A 16,279-nucleotide genomic window follows, 5' to 3' on the forward strand; every position below is an offset into this window, starting at 1 on the left:
TACGGTCAATTTGGCAACTCGGATCAGTGGTCAAAATAGTCGGGCATTCACGCCTCCGCATGCGTGCGCCAGACGCATGTTGCATTCCGCCCAGGAGCTTAAAAGGCGAACGGCATTTCTTGCCAAAGAAGGCTTGAGAACGCACAACCTCGTTCTTACTCTACGAAAAACAATCCCAAAAGGCGGATTTTCATGTCCTTTCTTCCTTCCGTTCTCGACGCCATCGGCAATACGCCGCTGATCAAGCTGAAACGAGCCTCGGAGGAGACCGGCTGCACCATTCTCGGCAAGGCGGAGTTTCTCAACCCAGGTCAATCGGTGAAGGACCGGGCTGCGCTCTTCATCATCCGCGAGGCGGAGCGGCAAGGCCTCCTGCGCAAAGGCGGCGTGATCGTCGAAGGCACGGCGGGCAACACGGGAATCGGGCTGGCACTCGTTGCCCGCGCGCTCGGCTACCGTGCCGTGATCGTCATTCCCGAGACGCAAAGCCAGGAAAAGAAGGACGCGATTCGCCTCCTTGGCGCCGAGCTCGTCGAAGTTCCGGCCGTGCCCTACAAGAACCCGAACAATTACGTGAAGGTCTCGGGCCGTCTCGCCGAGCAGTTGGCGAAGACCGAGCCAAACGGTGCGATCTGGGCAAACCAGTTCGACAACACCGCGAACCGGGATGCGCATATCGCAACGACAGCGCCCGAAATCTGGGAGCAGACCGACGGAAAGGTCGACGGCTTCATCTGCGCCGTCGGATCGGGCGGGACGCTTGCCGGCGTTTCCATGGGGCTGAAGGACAAGAACCCGGATATCAAGATCGGTCTCGCCGATCCGGAGGGTGCCGCGCTCTTCTCATATTACACCAGCGGCGAGTTCGCCTCGCCCGGCACCTCGATCACGGAGGGCATCGGCCAGGGCCGTATCACGGCCAATCTCGAGGGCTTCACGCCGGATTTCGCCTATCGTGTTCCCGATGCCGAAGCCCTGCCGCTCGTCTTCGATCTCGTGCAGGAAGAAGGCCTCTGCCTCGGCGGCTCCAGCGGCATAAACATTGCCGGTGCGATGCGCATGGCGCGCGACATGGGCCCCGGCAAGACGATCGTGACGATCCTCTGCGATTACGGCAACCGCTACCAGTCCAAGCTCTTCAATCCGGAGTTCCTGCGTTCCAAGGATCTCCCCGTGCCTGGCTGGATCGAGAACCCTGCCAAGTTCGACGTGCCATTCGAGGATGTGCAGGCGTGAGCGAGGCGACGCGTCCGCTCTTCATCGAAGACGCCTATCTCTCGACTGCCGAGGCGACCGTCCTGTCCGTCAATGCGGCCGGCGGAATCGTGCTCGACCAGACCTGTTTTTATGCCACGTCAGGCGGCCAGCCGGGTGATGTAGGACAGTTCGAGCGCGCCGACGGCTCGCTCATTCCGATCGCTGCGACCATAAAGGGCGGGGCGCCGGGCCAGATCATACACCTGCCGCAGGACGGGGCGGCCCAGCCGGAGCTCGGCGAGAAGCTGGTGCTTCATGTCGACTGGGCGCGGCGATACCGGCTGATGCGCATGCATACGGCCTGCCACCTGCTCTCCGTCGTCTGCCCCTACCCGATTACCGGTGCCTCGGTTTCAGAAGACGACAGCCGGGTCGATTTCGACATGAGCGAGACGATCGATCGTGCCGAGGTGACCGCGCGGCTGATGGAACTTGTCGAGGCCAATCACCCGATCTTCACCCAGTGGATCGACGAGGCGGAGCTCGACGCCAATCCGGGCATCGTCAAATCCAAGAACGTCCGGCCACCCCGTGGTACCGGGCGCATCCGTCTCGTATGCATCGGCGAAGGTTCGAGCGTGGACAGCCAGCCCTGCGGCGGCACTCATGTGTCCGAAACGCAGGAGGTTGGCGCGATCCACATCGCCAAGATCGAGAAAAAGGGCAAGGAAAACCGGCGTTTCCGCATTCGCTTCGGACCCGCGCCGGACTAGTATTGCCAAGCCTACCAGGGAGGATGACGCCATGACCAAAAGCCCATTCATCATCGACGGCGAAACGCTTCAGGCGCGGCTCGGTGAAGCCCACCTGCAGATCGTCGATGCGTCCTGGTACCTGCCTGCACAGAACCGCGATCAGCGTGCGGACTATGCGAGCGGCCATATCCCGGGCGCGGTGTTCTTCGATCAGGACGCCATCGTCGATCCGAATTCTTCGCTGCCGCACGCCCTGCCCTCGCCTGAGATCTTCGCCGAGAAAGTCGGCGCCCTAGGCATCTCCGAGAACGACACGATCGTTGTTTACGACGGTCCGGGGCTTTTTTCCGCTCCCCGCGTCTGGTGGATGTTCCGCACCATGGGCGCAGGTTCGGTGCTTCTGCTCGATGGCGGACTCGACCGCTGGAAAGCCGAAGGCCGCCCCGTGACGGCCGAGACGTCCGCGCCTGAGCCAGCTGTCTTCACCCCTGCCTTCGATGCGAGCCGGGTTGCCACGATCGACGATGTGCGCGGCGTGATCGACGATGGCTCCGCCCAGATCGCAGATGCGCGCCCCCATGGTCGCTTCACCGGCGAAGAGCCCGAGCCTCGCGCCGGCATGCGCTCGGGCCATATGCCGGGTGCGTTCAACGTTCCGGCAGCCTCGCTCGGCGCGAACGGAAGTCTCAAGGATCTCGAAGCACTCGCCGAGACGCTGAAGCATGCCGGCGTCGATCCTTCCAAACCCGTCGTTACCACCTGCGGCTCGGGCGTCACGGCAGCGACGATTACGCTCGCGCTCCACTCGCTCGGCTATACGGACAACAGGCTCTATGACGGTTCGTGGTCGGAATGGGGTTCGCGCGACGATACGCCGGTGAAGCAAGGTGCCGGCATCATCGACGATGCCGCGTCGTCGCTGAAGGAGTGACGGCTTGGCCAAAGGCAAAACGCCCGCACCGCTGACGACGACTGTCACCTATCTGGAAATGGTGAAACCGCCATCGGGTCATCACCCGCTGCCGGTGAATGTGCAGGCAGCGCTGATGCGTGCCCGAGACATACCGCTGCACTTCTACCGCTACCTGCAGTATCGGATCGGGCGCGACTACCACTGGGTCTACCGGCTGCGCATGGATGACGAAACGCTGTCAGGCGTCGTGCACGATCCGGCCACCACGATCGACGTGCTCTACCTGGATGGCGCACCTGCAGGGTTCTTCGAGCTGAAGCGGGAGAGCGACGAGGTCGTCGATCTCGCCTATTTCGGGCTGATGAAGCACGCGCATGGTCGCGGGATCGGGCGCTGGTTCCTGCGCCAAGCAATCGATTCGGCCTGGGCTCTGGGACCGGAGCGCGTGACGGTGAATACCTGCACGCTCGACCACAAGGCGGCTTTGCCGCTTTATCAGAAAATGGGCTTCAACCCGATCGGTCAGACGGAAACCTTCATCCATCCGATGACCGACGCAGACCACCTGCGGCTTGCCCGGCTCGATTGACAAAACAGCGCCCGGCCAGAGGCCGAGCGCCTACCCTCCAGGCGATCAAGCGACCTTGAGGACCGCCTGCGGTTCCACGGCTTCGTAGCCAAGCGCTTCGGCAACGGCGCGGTTGGTGATGCGGCCGGCATGGACGTTGAGGCCGGCGCGCAGATGCTTGTCTTCGGCAATCGCCTTCAGGCCACGATCGGCAAGCTTCAGGCCGTGCTGCAGAGTCGCGTTGTTCAGCGCGTGGGCCGATGTGATCGGCACGGCACCCGGCATGTTGGCAACGCAGTAATGCACGATGCCATCGACCTCGTAGGTTGGCTCGGAATGCGTCGTCGCGTGGCTGGTCTCGAAGCATCCGCCCTGGTCGATCGCGACATCGACGATGACGGCACCGCGTTTCATGCCTGAAAGCATCTCGCGGGTGACGAGCTTCGGTGCCGCAGCGCCCGGGATCAGAACAGCGCCGATGACCAGATCGGCGGTGAAGACTTCGTCTTCCAGCGCCTCGATCGTGGAGAAGCGCGTGCGGACGCGGCCATTGAAGATATCGTCGAGCTGACGAAGGCGCGGCAACGACCGATCGAGAATCGTCACCTCCGCGCCGAGGCCTGCCGCCATTTTTGCAGCATTGAGACCAACCACGCCGCCACCGATGATCGCGACACGCGCAGGCAGCACGCCCGGAACGCCACCGAGCAGGATGCCGCGGCCGCCATTGGCTTTCTGCAGCGCGGTTGCGCCGGCCTGGATGGCGAGGCGTCCGGCAACTTCCGACATCGGAGCGAGAAGCGGCAGGCCGCCATGGTCGTCGGTCACGGTCTCGTAGGCGACGGCCGTTACGCCGGATTCGACGAGACCCTTGGTCTGCTCGGGATCCGGAGCGAGGTGCAGATAGGTGTACAGCAGCTGGCCTTCGCGCAGCTGAGCCCATTCAGATGGCTGCGGCTCCTTGACCTTCACCACCATGTCGGCGCGCTGGAAGATTTCCGCAGCGGTCGCGACGATCTTGGCGCCGGCCGCCTGGTAGGCACCGTCATCGGCACCAATGCCGGTGCCCGCGCCGGTTTCGACGATCACTTCGTGGCCATGGGCAACATATTCGCGCACGGCGCCCGGCGTCAGGCCGACGCGGTATTCGTGGTTCTTGATTTCCTTCGGGCAGCCTACGCGCATTGCGATCCTCCATGGCGGCCCGCGACGGGAGGGCGGGCGACGAGACCAGATTTCAACATTGGATGCCTGCAATGTCCTTGCGAAGATGAATTCACAGATCACGGAATTTCGAATATTCTTGCGCGTCATGCGAGGTTATTCGGGGATTTCGCCGCCTATGGAGTTCGATGCTATCGATCGTGCGATGCTGAAGCGGTTGCAGGAAGAAGGGCGAATCTCGAACGCCAATCTCGCGGAAGCTGTGGGGCTCTCGCCTTCTGCCTGCTCCCGCCGCCTCGATCTGCTTGAAAAGTCCGGCGTCATCCGGGGGTATCACGCGCGACTGTCCGACAAGGCGCTGGGCTACGGCATGACGGCTATCGTTCACATCTCGCTGTCGGGCCAATTTGCGCGCACGCTCTCCGAATTCGAGAAGGCCGTGAAGCTCTGCCCCAACGTCTTGTCCTGCTACCTGATGTCAGGCGAGTACGATTACGTGCTGCGGGTCGCCGTCAAGGATCTCCAGGATTACGAGCGGCTGCATCGGGACTGGTTGTCGGCCCTGCCCCATGTGGTGCGCATCAACTCCTCGTTTGCGCTGCGCGACGTGATCGACAGGCCGAATATAGGCATCGACGCGGAACATTTCTGACCGCCGGTCTTTGAGGCAACAGGGGTTCCGGAAGCGGAGACAGAGGTTTAGTCTCGCTCTTACCCGCATCGTTCAAACTGCCTGCAAGCCGCCTCACCGAAAGCCGATCATGAAGGAAGACGTTTCCAAGCCTGCGACGTTTGCCGCGCTCGCACCGCTGAGGCATCCGACATTCCGCGCAATCTGGCTCGGCGCCATGGCATCGAATTTCGGCATGCTGATCCAGACGGTGGGCGCCGCCTGGTTGATGACGCAGCTGGCGGCTTCGGCTGACATGGTGGCGCTTGTCCAGGCATCGAACGCGCTGCCCATCGCCTTTCTCGCGCTGATCTCGGGGGCGATCGCCGACAGCTACGATCGGCGCAAGGTCATGCTGCTTGCCCAATGCTTCATGCTGGTCGTCGCGACCGTGCTTGCGATCGCCGCATGGTACGACGCGTTGACGCCATGGACACTGCTCGGCCTGACCTTCCTGATCGGTTCGGGCATGGCGCTCAACAATCCGTCCTGGCAAGCTTCCGTCGGTGACATGGTGGGCCGGGACAATCTTCCACAAGCCGTCACGTTGAACTCCATGGGCTTCAACCTGTCACGCAGCGTCGGCCCAGCTATCGGGGGCGCCATCGTCGCTGCGGCCGGTGCCGCCGCGGCCTTCGCCATCAACGCCGCGAGCTATCTCGGACTGATCTTCGTGCTCGTGCGCTGGAAACCATCGCTTCCGGCGAGCACGCTGCCGCGCGAGAGCCTCGGCAGTGCGATCATGACGGGTCTCCGCTATCTCGTCATGTCGCCGAAGATCGAGATCGTCATGCTGCGCAGCGCCATGTTCGGCATTTCGGCAAGTGCCGTGATGGCGCTGATGCCGCTGATCGCGCGCGACATCCTGGCAGGCGGCCCACAGCTCTTCGGCCTGCTGCTTGGCGCGTTCGGGCTTGGTGCGGTGGCCGTGGCGCTTTCCAATTCGGCGCTGCGGGCACGATTTGCCGGTGAAACGCTGATCCGCACCGGCTTCCTCGGCTTCGCCGCCTGCGCCTTCATCGCTTCGTTCAGCCGCTCCGCACCGCTGACCATGGTCGCGATGACGCTTGGCGGCGCCTGCTGGGTACTGACGCTGTCGCTCTTCAACACGACCGTGCAGCTGTCGACGCCGCGCTGGGTCGTCGGGCGGCTGCTGTCGCTCTACCAGATGGCGACCTTCACGGGCATGGCGCTCGGGTCTTGGATCTGGGGCCTGGTAACGGAAAGCTATGGCGCTTCGAACGCGCTTCTTGCGGCATCGGTCCTCATGGTGGCAGGCGCTGCGATCGGCCTCGTCCTGCCGCTGCCGGCCCCGCCGCGGCTGAAACTCGATCCGCTGAACCGCTGGAAAGAGCCGCATCTCGCGCTTGACATCAAGCCGCAGAGCGGCCCGATCGTCATCATGGTCGAGTATCGGATCGGCAATGACGACATGCCGGAGTTCCTGAAGGCCATGGCGGAACGCCGGCGCCTCAGGTTCCGGAATGGCGCGCGCCACTGGACCTTGATGCGCGATCTGGAAGATCCCGAGCTCTGGCAAGAGACCTACCACCTGCCGACATGGACGGAATATCAGCGCTACCACCAGCGCACGACGGAAGCCGATGCCGTGATTGCGGAAGCCATCCGCGCCATGCACAAGGGACCGGGCAAGCCGGTCATCCACCGGATGATCGAGCGCTCAACGGACTGGAGCGCCAACCAGCACGTCACGCCCAAGGACATGCTGGATATTCACTGAAGCCGTGTCCGAGACCGACGGGCGATCAGACCGGGCCGGTATCGCTCGGATCGGAAAAGAGCCGCGGGTTCTGCTCGATGATCTGGCGACCCTTGCGCTGCGAGACCTCGACGGCTTCTTCTTCCGTCATGCAGAGATCGGCGCGGATGAACTGACGCTCGACACGCTGGCCGTCCACGGTCTTCGCGATGACGCCGGCGACCCGCCACTGGCCGCCTTCGCTCATCGGCTGGGCGATGATTTCGCAACCCTGATGCTCGATGGGAGCGGCTGCCATGGGCTTGGGCGCGGCCTTCTCGCCGCCAAGGCCGAACAGCTTGGAAAAAAATGACATTGCCGGTCTCCCATGGTCAGGTTCTCAGGCTTTCTAGCACGCGCATGTCGCTTGGCCAGCCATTTCAGGCCACCATTCATGCCGATCCGCCCAGCCGTCATCAATGCGTCACAGGCAGATGCTCGATTGCGCGGCGCTGGGGATCAGGCCACATCGACATCGAGAGGAACCGTACCCGTGATCATGCATAAAAGGCCGCTTGCCCTGACCCGACGCCATCTGCTCGCCGGCTCCGCCGCTCTCTCTACCCTCATCCTGCTGCACCCGTTCTCGGCACGGGCGCAGGCGAACCAGGCGCATCTCCGGATCATGGGCACGAGCGACCTGCATGTGCATGTCTACCCCTACGATTATTACGCCGACCGCGAGAACGACACGATGGGGCTCGCCCGTACGGCGGCGATCGTCAATTCGATCCGCGCGGAGGCGACGAACGCGATCCTCGTCGACAATGGCGATTTCCTGCAGGGCAATCCGATGGGCGACTACATCGCCTATGAGCGCGGGCTGAATGACGGCGACGTGCATCCTGTCATCAAGGCGATGAACGCGCTCGGCTTCGACGCTTCCACGCTCGGGAACCACGAATTCAACTACGGCCTCGACTTTCTCTTCAAGGCGCTCGATGGCGCGGAATTCCCCTTCGTCGGTGCCAATGTCACACGCGGCGCACTCGCTGGAAATCCGGTGCAGGACGAGCTTTATATCGAGCCTTACGTCATTCTGAACCGAGAGCTGACCGACGGCGCGGGGGAAACACACCCCATCCGCATCGGCATCATCGGTTTCGTGCCGCCGCAGATCATGACCTGGGACGCCGCCCACCTTGCGGGCAATGCGGCGGCGCGCGACATGGTGGAGGCCGCCCGCGCGTTCGTGCCGCAAATGCGCGAGGAAGGCTGTGACATCGTCATCGCGCTCGCCCATTCGGGCATCGGCGAAGAAGCCCATAGCGACGGCATGGAGAATGCGGCCATTCCGCTTGCCGCCATCAATGGCATCGATGCGATCGTCACCGGCCATCTGCATCGCGTCTTTCCAGGCGAAGAATTCGAAGGTGTGGCCGGCGTCGACAATGCCGAAGGCACAATTGCCGGCAAACCCGGCGTGATGCCTGGCTTCTGGGGCTCCCATCTGGGGCTGATCGACCTGTTGCTGGAGCGTGACGGCAACAGCTGGCGGGTCGTTACGCACACATCCGAGGCGCGGCCGATCTTCGAGCGTGTGGACTCAACCGTCACGCCACTGGTGGAGAGCGACGCCGAGGTGCTCGCTTCCGTCGAAGCGGAGCACGAGGCGACCATCGCCTATGTCCGCACGCCCGTGGGTCGCACGGCGGCCCGGCTTCATTCCTATTTCGCGCTCGTCGCCGATGATCCATCGGTGCAGATCGTCAGCCAGGCACAGACCTGGTACATCGCCGACATCCTCTCGCGCGATCCGGATTACGCCGATCTTCCGGTTCTCTCCGCAGCCGCACCGTTCAAGGCCGGTGGGCGTGGCGGGCCAGACTACTATACCGACGTGCCGGTCGGCGAGATCGCGATCAGGAACGTCGCCGACCTCTATCTCTATCCGAATACGATCCATGCGGTCGCCATCACCGGCGCCGACCTCAAGGAGTGGCTGGAGCGCTCGGCCGGGATCTTCAACCAGATCGAGCCGGGCGCGACCGATGCCGCGCTGATCAATCCGGATTTCCCATCCTACAATTTTGACGTGATTGACGGCGTCACCTATGAAATCGACCTGTCGCAGCCATCGCGCTACGATTCCGAAGGCGTGCTCGTCGATGAAGGCGCCAGCCGGATCAAGAACCTCGCCTTCGAGGGCGCACCGGTCGATCCGGCCCAACGCTTTGCGGTCGCCACCAACAACTACCGCGCCGGCGGCGGGGGCAGCTTTCCGGGCATCACCTCCGACAAGATCATCTTCGTCGGACCGGACACCAACCGCGACATCATCGTCCGCTACATCATCGAACAGGGCGAGATCGATCCTGCTGCCGACGGCAACTGGCGCTTCAGCCCACTGCCCGATACGACCGTCGTCTTCGACACGGGCCCAGCAGCCGCTGACGTAATCGCCGATGTGGAAGGCGTGGCGATCGAGGAAGCCGGGGCCGGCGAAAACGGCTTCGCCCGCTACCGGATCACATTGTAGTCTAGAGACTTGCTCTCCCCCTCTGCAGGGGAGAGCAAACCTGATCAAGCCGCCTTCACGATCTCCGCGAGCTTGTTCATGATCACGGCAGCGCCGCCGAGGCGTTTTTCCGGGGTCGGCAGTTCGCGAATGAAGACGACGCTGTGGTCCGGGCGGATCTTCGCCTGGTTGCCGAGCCGCGCGATGTGCTGGACGAGGCCGGCGGGGTTCGGGAACTGCTTGTCCCGGAACTGCACGACGACGCCCTTCGGCCCCGCATCCAGCTTTTCGACATTCGCCGTGCGACAGAGCGCCTTGATGTACACGATCTTCAGGAGGTGCTGCACTTCCGTCGGCATCGGCCCGAAGCGGTCGATGAGTTCGGCACCAAAATCGTCGATCTCGGAAAGATCGGTGATTTCGCCCAGGCGCCGGTAGAGGCCGAGACGCAGATGCAGGTCCGGCACATAGTCTTCCGGGATCATGACCGGGGTGCCGACGAAGATCTGCGGCGACCAGCCGGTGTCGCGCACCTCGTCCTCGCCCTTCAGTTCGGCCACGGCCTCTTCCAGCATCTGCTGGTAGAGTTCGAAGCCGACCTCCTTGATGTGGCCCGACTGTTCTTCGCCGAGCAGATTGCCTGCGCCGCGCAGATCAAGGTCGTGGCTGGCCAGCTGGAAGCCGGCACCGAGTTCGTCGAGCGACTGCAACACCTTGAGCCGGCGCTCGGCCATCGGCGCGATCATCCGGTTCGCCGGAAGCGTAAAGAGCGCAAAGGCACGGACCTTTGAGCGGCCGACGCGACCGCGCAGCTGGTAGAGCTGGGCAAGGCCGAACATGTCGGCGCGGTGAACGATCAGGGTATTGGCCCGCGGTACGTCGAGGCCCGATTCGACGATCGTCGTCGACAAGAGCACGTCGTACTGGCCGTCATAGAAGGCGTTCATGATGTCGTCGAGCTGGCCTGGCGGCATCTGGCCGTGCGCGGTCGCGACCTTCAGCTCCGGCACTTCCGACTGCAGGAACGCTGACACATCCTCCAGATCGGCGATGCGCGGGCAGACATAGAAACTCTGGCCGCCACGATAGTGCTCGCGCAGCAGCGTTTCACGGATCGTTAGCGCGTCGAAGGGCGAGATGAAGGTGCGTACCGCGAGGCGGTCGACCGGCGGCGTCGTGATCAGCGACAGTTCGCGCACACCGGTCATGGCCAGTTGCAGCGTGCGCGGAATGGGCGTTGCCGACAAGGTCAGCACGTGAATGTCCGACTTCAGTTCCTTCAGCCGCTCCTTGTGCTTGACGCCGAAATGCTGCTCCTCGTCGATGATCAGCAGGCCGAGATTGGCGAATTTGATCGACGAGCCAAGCAGTGCGTGCGTGCCGATGACGATGTCGCACTTGCCGCTGGCGATCTCGCCCTTGGTGAGCGCGAGTTCCTTCGCTCCGACGAGGCGGGACGCCTGGGCGACCCGGATCGGCAGGCCACGGAAGCGCTCGGCAAAGGTCTTGTAGTGCTGGCGTGCAAGCAGCGTTGTCGGCACGACCAGCGCTACCTGGACGCCGTTCATCGCCGCAACGAAAGCGGCGCGAAGGGCAACTTCCGTCTTGCCGAAGCCGACATCGCCGCAGACGAGACGATCCATCGGCTGGCCTTCGCCAAGATCGCCACGTACGGCCTCGATGGCGTTCATCTGGTCTTCCGTCTCGTCGTACGGGAAACGGGCCGCGAACTCGTCGTAGAGGCCTTCCGGCGTCGTGAGGACCGGGGCCGAGCGCATTCGGCGCTCGGCCGCGATGCGGATCAAGCCACCCGCCATGTCGAGCAGGCGCTTCTTCAGCTTGGCCTTGCGCGCCTGCCAGGCAACGCCACCGAGCTTGTCGAGCGTGACCTCGGTGCCCTCGGAACCATAGCGCGACAGAAGCTCGATGTTCTCGACCGGCAGATAGAGCTTGGCGTCGCCGGCATAGTGCAGCTCGAGGCAGTCGTGGGGCGCGCCCATCGCCTCGATGATCTTCAAGCCGACGAAGCGGCCGATGCCATGCTCGGCATGGACGACGATCGCCCCTTCCTCCAGCCCGGCCACTTCGGAGATATAGTCCGAGCCGCGCTTCTTGCGCCGCGCGCGGCGAACGAGCCGGTCGCCCAGAATGTCCTGCTCGCCGATGACGACGAGATCGCCCGTCTCGAAGCCCTGCTCCAGCGGCAGGATCGCAGCCGCAGCCTCGCCCTTGGCGAGCTTCAGAATATCGTCGAGCTTCTCGATTCGCTTGATGCGGGCAAGGCCGTGTTCGCTCAGCACCTGCAATAGACGATCGAGCGACCCTTCGGACCAGCCGGTCACGAGCACGCGCTTGCCGTCGGCGCGCTTGTTGGCGATGTGGCGCGAGGCGGTGGCGAAGAGGTTCTCGCGCTCGTCGTCGGCGCTGCCGGCCTGGCGGGCTTCCTCAACCCTGCGCGCCCAGCGCGGGCCGGGCTTGGCCTGAAGCGTCACGACACGCCGATCGGATGTTTCAGGTTCGTCAAAAGGCGTCATGCGAATGCCGTGCAGCGCATCGATGCGCGCCATGACTTCCGATGCGTCGAGATAAAGGCTATCAGGGGCCACGGGCTTATAGGGCGTGCCCTGCCCCTTGCCCGACTGCTCGCCGGCGTGGCGCCGTGCCTCGTAATGGTCCTTGATCTGGGCCGAGCGTTCGGCTGCTGCCTCTGCCACGAGATGGTCGGTGATGAAGGAAAAGCCCTTCAGATAATCGAAGGCCGTATCGAGCTTGTCGTAGAAGAGCGGGAGCCAATGCTCCATGCCCGCATAGCGGCGGCCTTCGCTGATCGCCTGGTATAGCGCATCGTCGCGAGTGGCCGCGCCGAAGAGCGCCAGGTAATTCGTGCGGAAGCGGCTGATCGTTTCCGGCGTCAGCGTCACCTCGCTCATCGGGTTCAGGTCGAGCGTCTTTGCTTGCCCGGTCGTGCGCTGCGTCGCCGGGTCGAAGCTTCGCACGCTTTCGAGCGTATTGCCGAAGAAATCGAGGCGAAGCGGCTCCTGTGCACCCGGGACATAGACGTCGAGAATGCCACCACGCACGGCAAATTCGCCGACTTCGCGAACGGTCGAAACACGCTCGAAGCCATTTGCGGCAAGCCGGGTGATGATGGCATCCATGCCGACCTGGCTGCCGGCCTTCGCCGTGAAACCAAGCCCGTCGATGACGGAGACCGGCGGTGCCTTCAACAGCATCGCATTGACGGACACGAGCGCGATCGCGGGATGTGGCTTGGCCTGGTAGCCGATGAGGGATGTCAGCGCGGAAATGCGGCGCGCGGCAGCTTCGGTGCTCGGCGAAACGCGGTCGTAAGGCAGGCAGTCCCAGGCCGACAATTGCAGCACCGGAATTTCCGGCACGACAAAGGCAAGCGCCTGCGCGATATCGCCCATGCGCTGCCCGTCTGAAACCACATAGGCGACCGCCTGCCCTGCCCGCGCCATCTCGGCGATGACGAGCGGTTCTGCGCCAGCCGGCACATGGGCCAGCGTGACGGGCGTGCGGTTCTTCGTCAGCAGATCGAGCGACAGGCCTTCGATCATCGTCAGGTCCTGTTCGTGCCGAATATCTCGGGGTCGAATGCGCGGATGCGGGTGAAGAGCGGCGTGTCGTAATTGGCCGGGATCGGGGTCTCCCCCGTCACCCATTTAACCAGTTCGCGGTCGTCGAGCGCCAGAATACCCTCGAATTCCGCAATCTCGGCCTCGCTCATGGTCGCGATTTCGCGATCGCAGAACGATCCGAGCATCAGGTCCATCTCGCGAATGCCGCGGTGCCAGGCGCGAAAGAGAATTCGCCTGCGGCGCGGATCGAGGTCGGCGCTCGTCACTGTCGTACCGGTCATATGAGAAAGCTTCCTGTTGATCGCGCCTCTATAGCCAAGCCTGCATCTCTTGTCAGCCTTGCTCGCGCGCCTGCGGAGGGGCATCAGTATGCGGCCATGCGTCCCAGCGAACTCGACCCCTTCTTTGTTCCCGTTGCGAGCCGACCCGGTATCGGGCCGAAGCTCGCAGACCTGATTGCGCGCCTGACCGGCCGTGACGGGGCGGAGGAGACGCGCGTCGTCGATCTCATGTTTCTCGCGCCGCACTCGATCATCGACCGCAGCCAGCAGCCGGGCATCGCGTCTGCGCCCGAAGGACTGATCGTGACGCTCAAGGTGACGATCGACCGTCACCAGCCCGGCCCGCGCGGCAAACCCAACGTGCCGTATCGCGTCTTTGCCTCCGACGAGACGGGCGAGATCGCGCTGACCTTCTTTCGCGCGAAAACCGACTGGCTGAAACATGCGCTGCCGATCGGCGAGACCGTGCTCGTCTCGGGCAAGGTCGACTGGTTCAACGGGCGGCCTTCCATGGTTCACCCGGATCACATGGTGCGCGAGGCGGATGCGGCCTCGATGCCGTTCGTCGAGCCGGTCTATCCATTGACGGCCGGGCTTTCGCCGAAGGTGCTGCGCCGTGCGATCGACGGGGCGCTCGAGACGCTTCCGGTGATCAACGAATGGATCGATCCCGGCATCGTCACGCGGCACGGCTTTCCGGATTTCCACGAAGCGCTACGGGACCTGCATACGCCCCAGTCCGCCGCCGATCTTGAGCCGCGCAACAGTTTCCGCAGCCGGCTCGCCTATGACGAATTGCTGGCGGGACAGCTGTCGCTTGCCATGGTGCGGCAGCGCATCCGCAAGCTTTCGGGCCGTCCCGTCATCGGCACGGGCAGGCTCAGCGGAAAGGTCAGCGCGAACTTACCGTTCAAACTGACCGGCGGACAACTCAAAGCCGTGGACGTCATCCTCGCCGACATGCGTGCCGACGAGCGCATGCTGCGGCTGCTGCAGGGCGACGTGGGCTCCGGCAAGACGGTCGTCGCGCTGATGGCGATGCTCGCGGCGGTCGAAGCCGGCGGCCAGGCGGTGCTCATGGCTCCGACGGAAATCCTCGCCCGGCAGCATCTGGCGACCATCGAGAAACTGACGGCCGGGCTCGAGATCGGCGTCGACATCCTCACGGGCCGCGCCGGCAGCCGCGAGCGGGCCGCCGTGCTTGGGCGGATCGAAAGCGGTGACGCGCAGATCGTCGTCGGTACCCATGCGCTTTTCCAGGACACGGTAACGTTCAAGGATCTGATGCTGGCAGTCGTCGACGAACAACATCGCTTCGGCGTTCACCAAAGGTTGCGGCTGACAGCCAAGGGCACCGCACCGCACATGCTGGTCATGACCGCAACGCCGATCCCGCGCACGCTCGTGCTGGCCGCCTTCGGCGATATGGACGTGTCGCGCCTTACCGAGAAGCCAGCCGGCCGCAAGCCGATCCAAACCGTCACCGTGCCGGACGAGCGGATCGGCGAGATGGTCGATCGGCTGAGCGCGGCGGTGGCGGAAGGCAAGAAGGCCTACTGGATCTGCCCGCTGGTCGAGGAATCGGAGGTGTCCGACCTCATGTCGGCCGACGAGCGGCACAAGCTCCTGGCCTCCGTCCTCGGGCCCAAGGTCGGGCTCGTGCACGGCCGCATGAGCGGGCCGGAGAAGGACGCCGCGATGATGGCGTTCAAGAACGGCGAGACGCGGCTCCTTGTGGCGACCACCGTCATCGAAGTCGGCGTCGACGTGCCGGACGCGACCATTATCGTGATCGAACATGCCGAACGCTTCGGGCTTGCCCAGTTGCACCAGCTGCGCGGGCGGGTCGGCCGGGGCGACGAGGCATCGTCATGCATCCTCCTCTATAAATCGCCGCTCTCCGAGACCGGCCGGGCGCGCCTCGGCGTGATGCGCGACACCGAGGACGGGTTCGTCATTGCCGAGGAAGATCTGAAGCTGCGCGGTGAAGGCGAGCTTCTCGGCACGCGTCAATCGGGCACGCCGGGCTTCCGTTTCGCGAGCCTGGAGACACATGGGGATCTGCTCGAAACGGCCCGCAACGATGCGCGATATATCCTGGAGACCGATCCCGAGCTTGCAAGCCCGCGGGGACAGGCGTTGCGTGCCCTGCTCTATCTTTTCCGCCGTGACGAGGCGATCCGGCTTCTGCGCGCCGGATGATCAAGCAGCCGGGCGTGGCTCGTCCTTGCGGTGGGCCTCAGCCAACGCCTTCAGCTTCGGCTGATAATCCGGCGCGACGAGGCCTGCGGAGATGATCATCTTGGCCGCTTCCTCCACCGTCATATCCAGAATGATGACGTCCTTTCGCTCGACGAAGAGCAGGTAGCCGGAGGTCGGGTTCGGCGTCGTCGGCAAGAACACCGACACGGTGTCCTCGCCGCGCTCTTCCAGCCTATGACCGATCTCGCCCTTTGTGTCGGTCGCCAGGAACACGATCGACCAGAGGCCGGTACGCGGATACTCGATCAGGCCCGCCTGCTTGAAGGAATTCGACTGTTCGGCCAGCACGGTCTGGAAGATCTGCTTCAGGCCCTTGTAGATGCTGCGCACGATCGGCATGCGATCGAGCAGGCTTTCGCCGACATCGATCAGCGTGCGCCCGATGATGTTGGCGGTGAGGAAGCCGACGATCGTGATAAAGATCAGCGCCGCGACGAGCCCGAAGCCCGGAACCGAAAACGGCAGGTACGTGTCGGGGTTATAGACCCGCGGCACATAGGGCTTCACCCAGCCATCGACCCACATGATGAACGACCATGTGAGATAGGCGGTGATGGCAAGCGGCGCACAGATGATCAGGCCCGTCAGGAAGTAGTTCCTGATGCGCATGGTTGGCGGCAGGCGTTTCGGTTTTTCGGCCATGGTCGAAG

General features: G+C 63.7%; 13 protein-coding genes. 8 read left to right on the forward strand and 5 right to left on the reverse strand.

Annotated elements, in window-relative coordinates:
* The first annotated feature begins 192 nt into the window (after positions 1-192).
* From D5400_RS13805 to D5400_RS13820, 4 genes are read left to right on the forward strand one after another with little or no spacing between them, the layout of a single operon-like run.
* Complete coding sequence (locus tag D5400_RS13805; RefSeq protein WP_126010544.1) at positions 193-1,236, forward strand: cysteine synthase A; 1,044 nt, start codon at positions 193-195, stop codon at positions 1,234-1,236.
* Positions 1,233-1,970: an alanyl-tRNA editing protein gene (locus D5400_RS13810; protein ID WP_126010545.1), complete on the forward strand. Its 738-nt coding sequence runs from the start codon at positions 1,233-1,235 to the stop codon at positions 1,968-1,970. Before D5400_RS13805 ends, D5400_RS13810 begins: the two co-directional genes overlap by 4 nt.
* A 31-nt stretch (positions 1,971-2,001) precedes the next feature.
* Positions 2,002-2,883: a 3-mercaptopyruvate sulfurtransferase gene (sseA, locus tag D5400_RS13815; protein WP_126010546.1), complete on the forward strand. Its 882-nt coding sequence runs from the start codon at positions 2,002-2,004 to the stop codon at positions 2,881-2,883.
* A 58-nt stretch (positions 2,884-2,941) separates the two neighbouring features.
* Positions 2,942-3,454, forward strand: coding sequence for a GNAT family N-acetyltransferase (locus D5400_RS13820; RefSeq protein WP_126013283.1), 513 nt, complete (start codon positions 2,942-2,944; stop codon positions 3,452-3,454).
* Between the two features lie 45 nt (positions 3,455-3,499).
* On the opposite strand, the gene ald is transcribed toward D5400_RS13820, so the two are convergent.
* Entirely contained in the window at positions 3,500-4,618 is a 1,119-nt protein-coding gene (ald, locus tag D5400_RS13825; protein WP_126010547.1) for an alanine dehydrogenase, read from the reverse strand.
* A gap of 157 nt (positions 4,619-4,775) precedes the next feature.
* On the opposite strand from ald, the gene D5400_RS13830 reads away from it, so the two are divergent.
* A complete protein-coding gene (locus D5400_RS13830) occupies positions 4,776-5,249 on the forward strand; it encodes an Lrp/AsnC family transcriptional regulator (RefSeq protein WP_126010548.1) in 474 nt (157 codons plus the stop codon).
* Positions 5,250-5,358: 109 nt separating this feature from the next.
* The gene (locus D5400_RS13835; protein ID WP_126010549.1) at positions 5,359-7,008 is read left to right on the forward strand and encodes an MFS transporter; all 1,650 of its coding nucleotides are present in this window, start codon (positions 5,359-5,361) and stop codon (positions 7,006-7,008) included.
* A 25-nt stretch (positions 7,009-7,033) separates the two neighbouring features.
* Here the strand turns inward: D5400_RS13835 and D5400_RS13840 are convergent, their stop codons facing one another.
* The gene (locus tag D5400_RS13840; protein ID WP_126010550.1) at positions 7,034-7,342 is read right to left on the reverse strand and encodes an HlyU family transcriptional regulator; all 309 of its coding nucleotides are present in this window, start codon (positions 7,340-7,342) and stop codon (positions 7,034-7,036) included.
* Between the two features lie 183 nt (positions 7,343-7,525).
* Between D5400_RS13840 and D5400_RS13845 the strand changes: the two genes are divergently transcribed.
* Positions 7,526-9,505, forward strand: a complete 1,980-nt coding sequence (locus tag D5400_RS13845) for a bifunctional 2',3'-cyclic-nucleotide 2'-phosphodiesterase/3'-nucleotidase (RefSeq protein ID WP_126013286.1) — start codon at positions 7,526-7,528, stop codon at positions 9,503-9,505.
* A gap of 44 nt (positions 9,506-9,549) precedes the next feature.
* Here D5400_RS13845 and mfd read toward each other — a convergent pair whose 3' ends face one another.
* Together mfd and D5400_RS13855 are read right to left on the reverse strand one after the other, a co-directional pair.
* Positions 9,550-13,065: a transcription-repair coupling factor gene (gene mfd / locus D5400_RS13850; RefSeq protein WP_126010551.1), complete on the reverse strand. Its 3,516-nt coding sequence runs from the start codon at positions 13,063-13,065 to the stop codon at positions 9,550-9,552.
* Between the two features lie 2 nt (positions 13,066-13,067).
* Positions 13,068-13,367: an FAD assembly factor SdhE gene (locus tag D5400_RS13855; protein WP_126010552.1), complete on the reverse strand. Its 300-nt coding sequence runs from the start codon at positions 13,365-13,367 to the stop codon at positions 13,068-13,070.
* Between the two features lie 96 nt (positions 13,368-13,463).
* On the opposite strand from D5400_RS13855, the gene recG reads away from it, so the two are divergent.
* Positions 13,464-15,569, forward strand: a complete 2,106-nt coding sequence (gene recG / locus D5400_RS13860) for an ATP-dependent DNA helicase RecG (protein ID WP_126010553.1) — start codon at positions 13,464-13,466, stop codon at positions 15,567-15,569.
* Here recG and D5400_RS13865 read toward each other — a convergent pair whose 3' ends face one another.
* Entirely contained in the window at positions 15,570-16,271 is a 702-nt protein-coding gene (locus tag D5400_RS13865; RefSeq protein ID WP_126010554.1) for a DUF502 domain-containing protein, read from the reverse strand.
* Positions 16,272-16,279: the final 8 nt, after the last annotated feature.

The organism is Georhizobium profundi, from assembly GCF_003952725.1.
Classification (GTDB): Bacteria; Pseudomonadota; Alphaproteobacteria; order Rhizobiales; family Rhizobiaceae; genus Georhizobium; species Georhizobium profundi.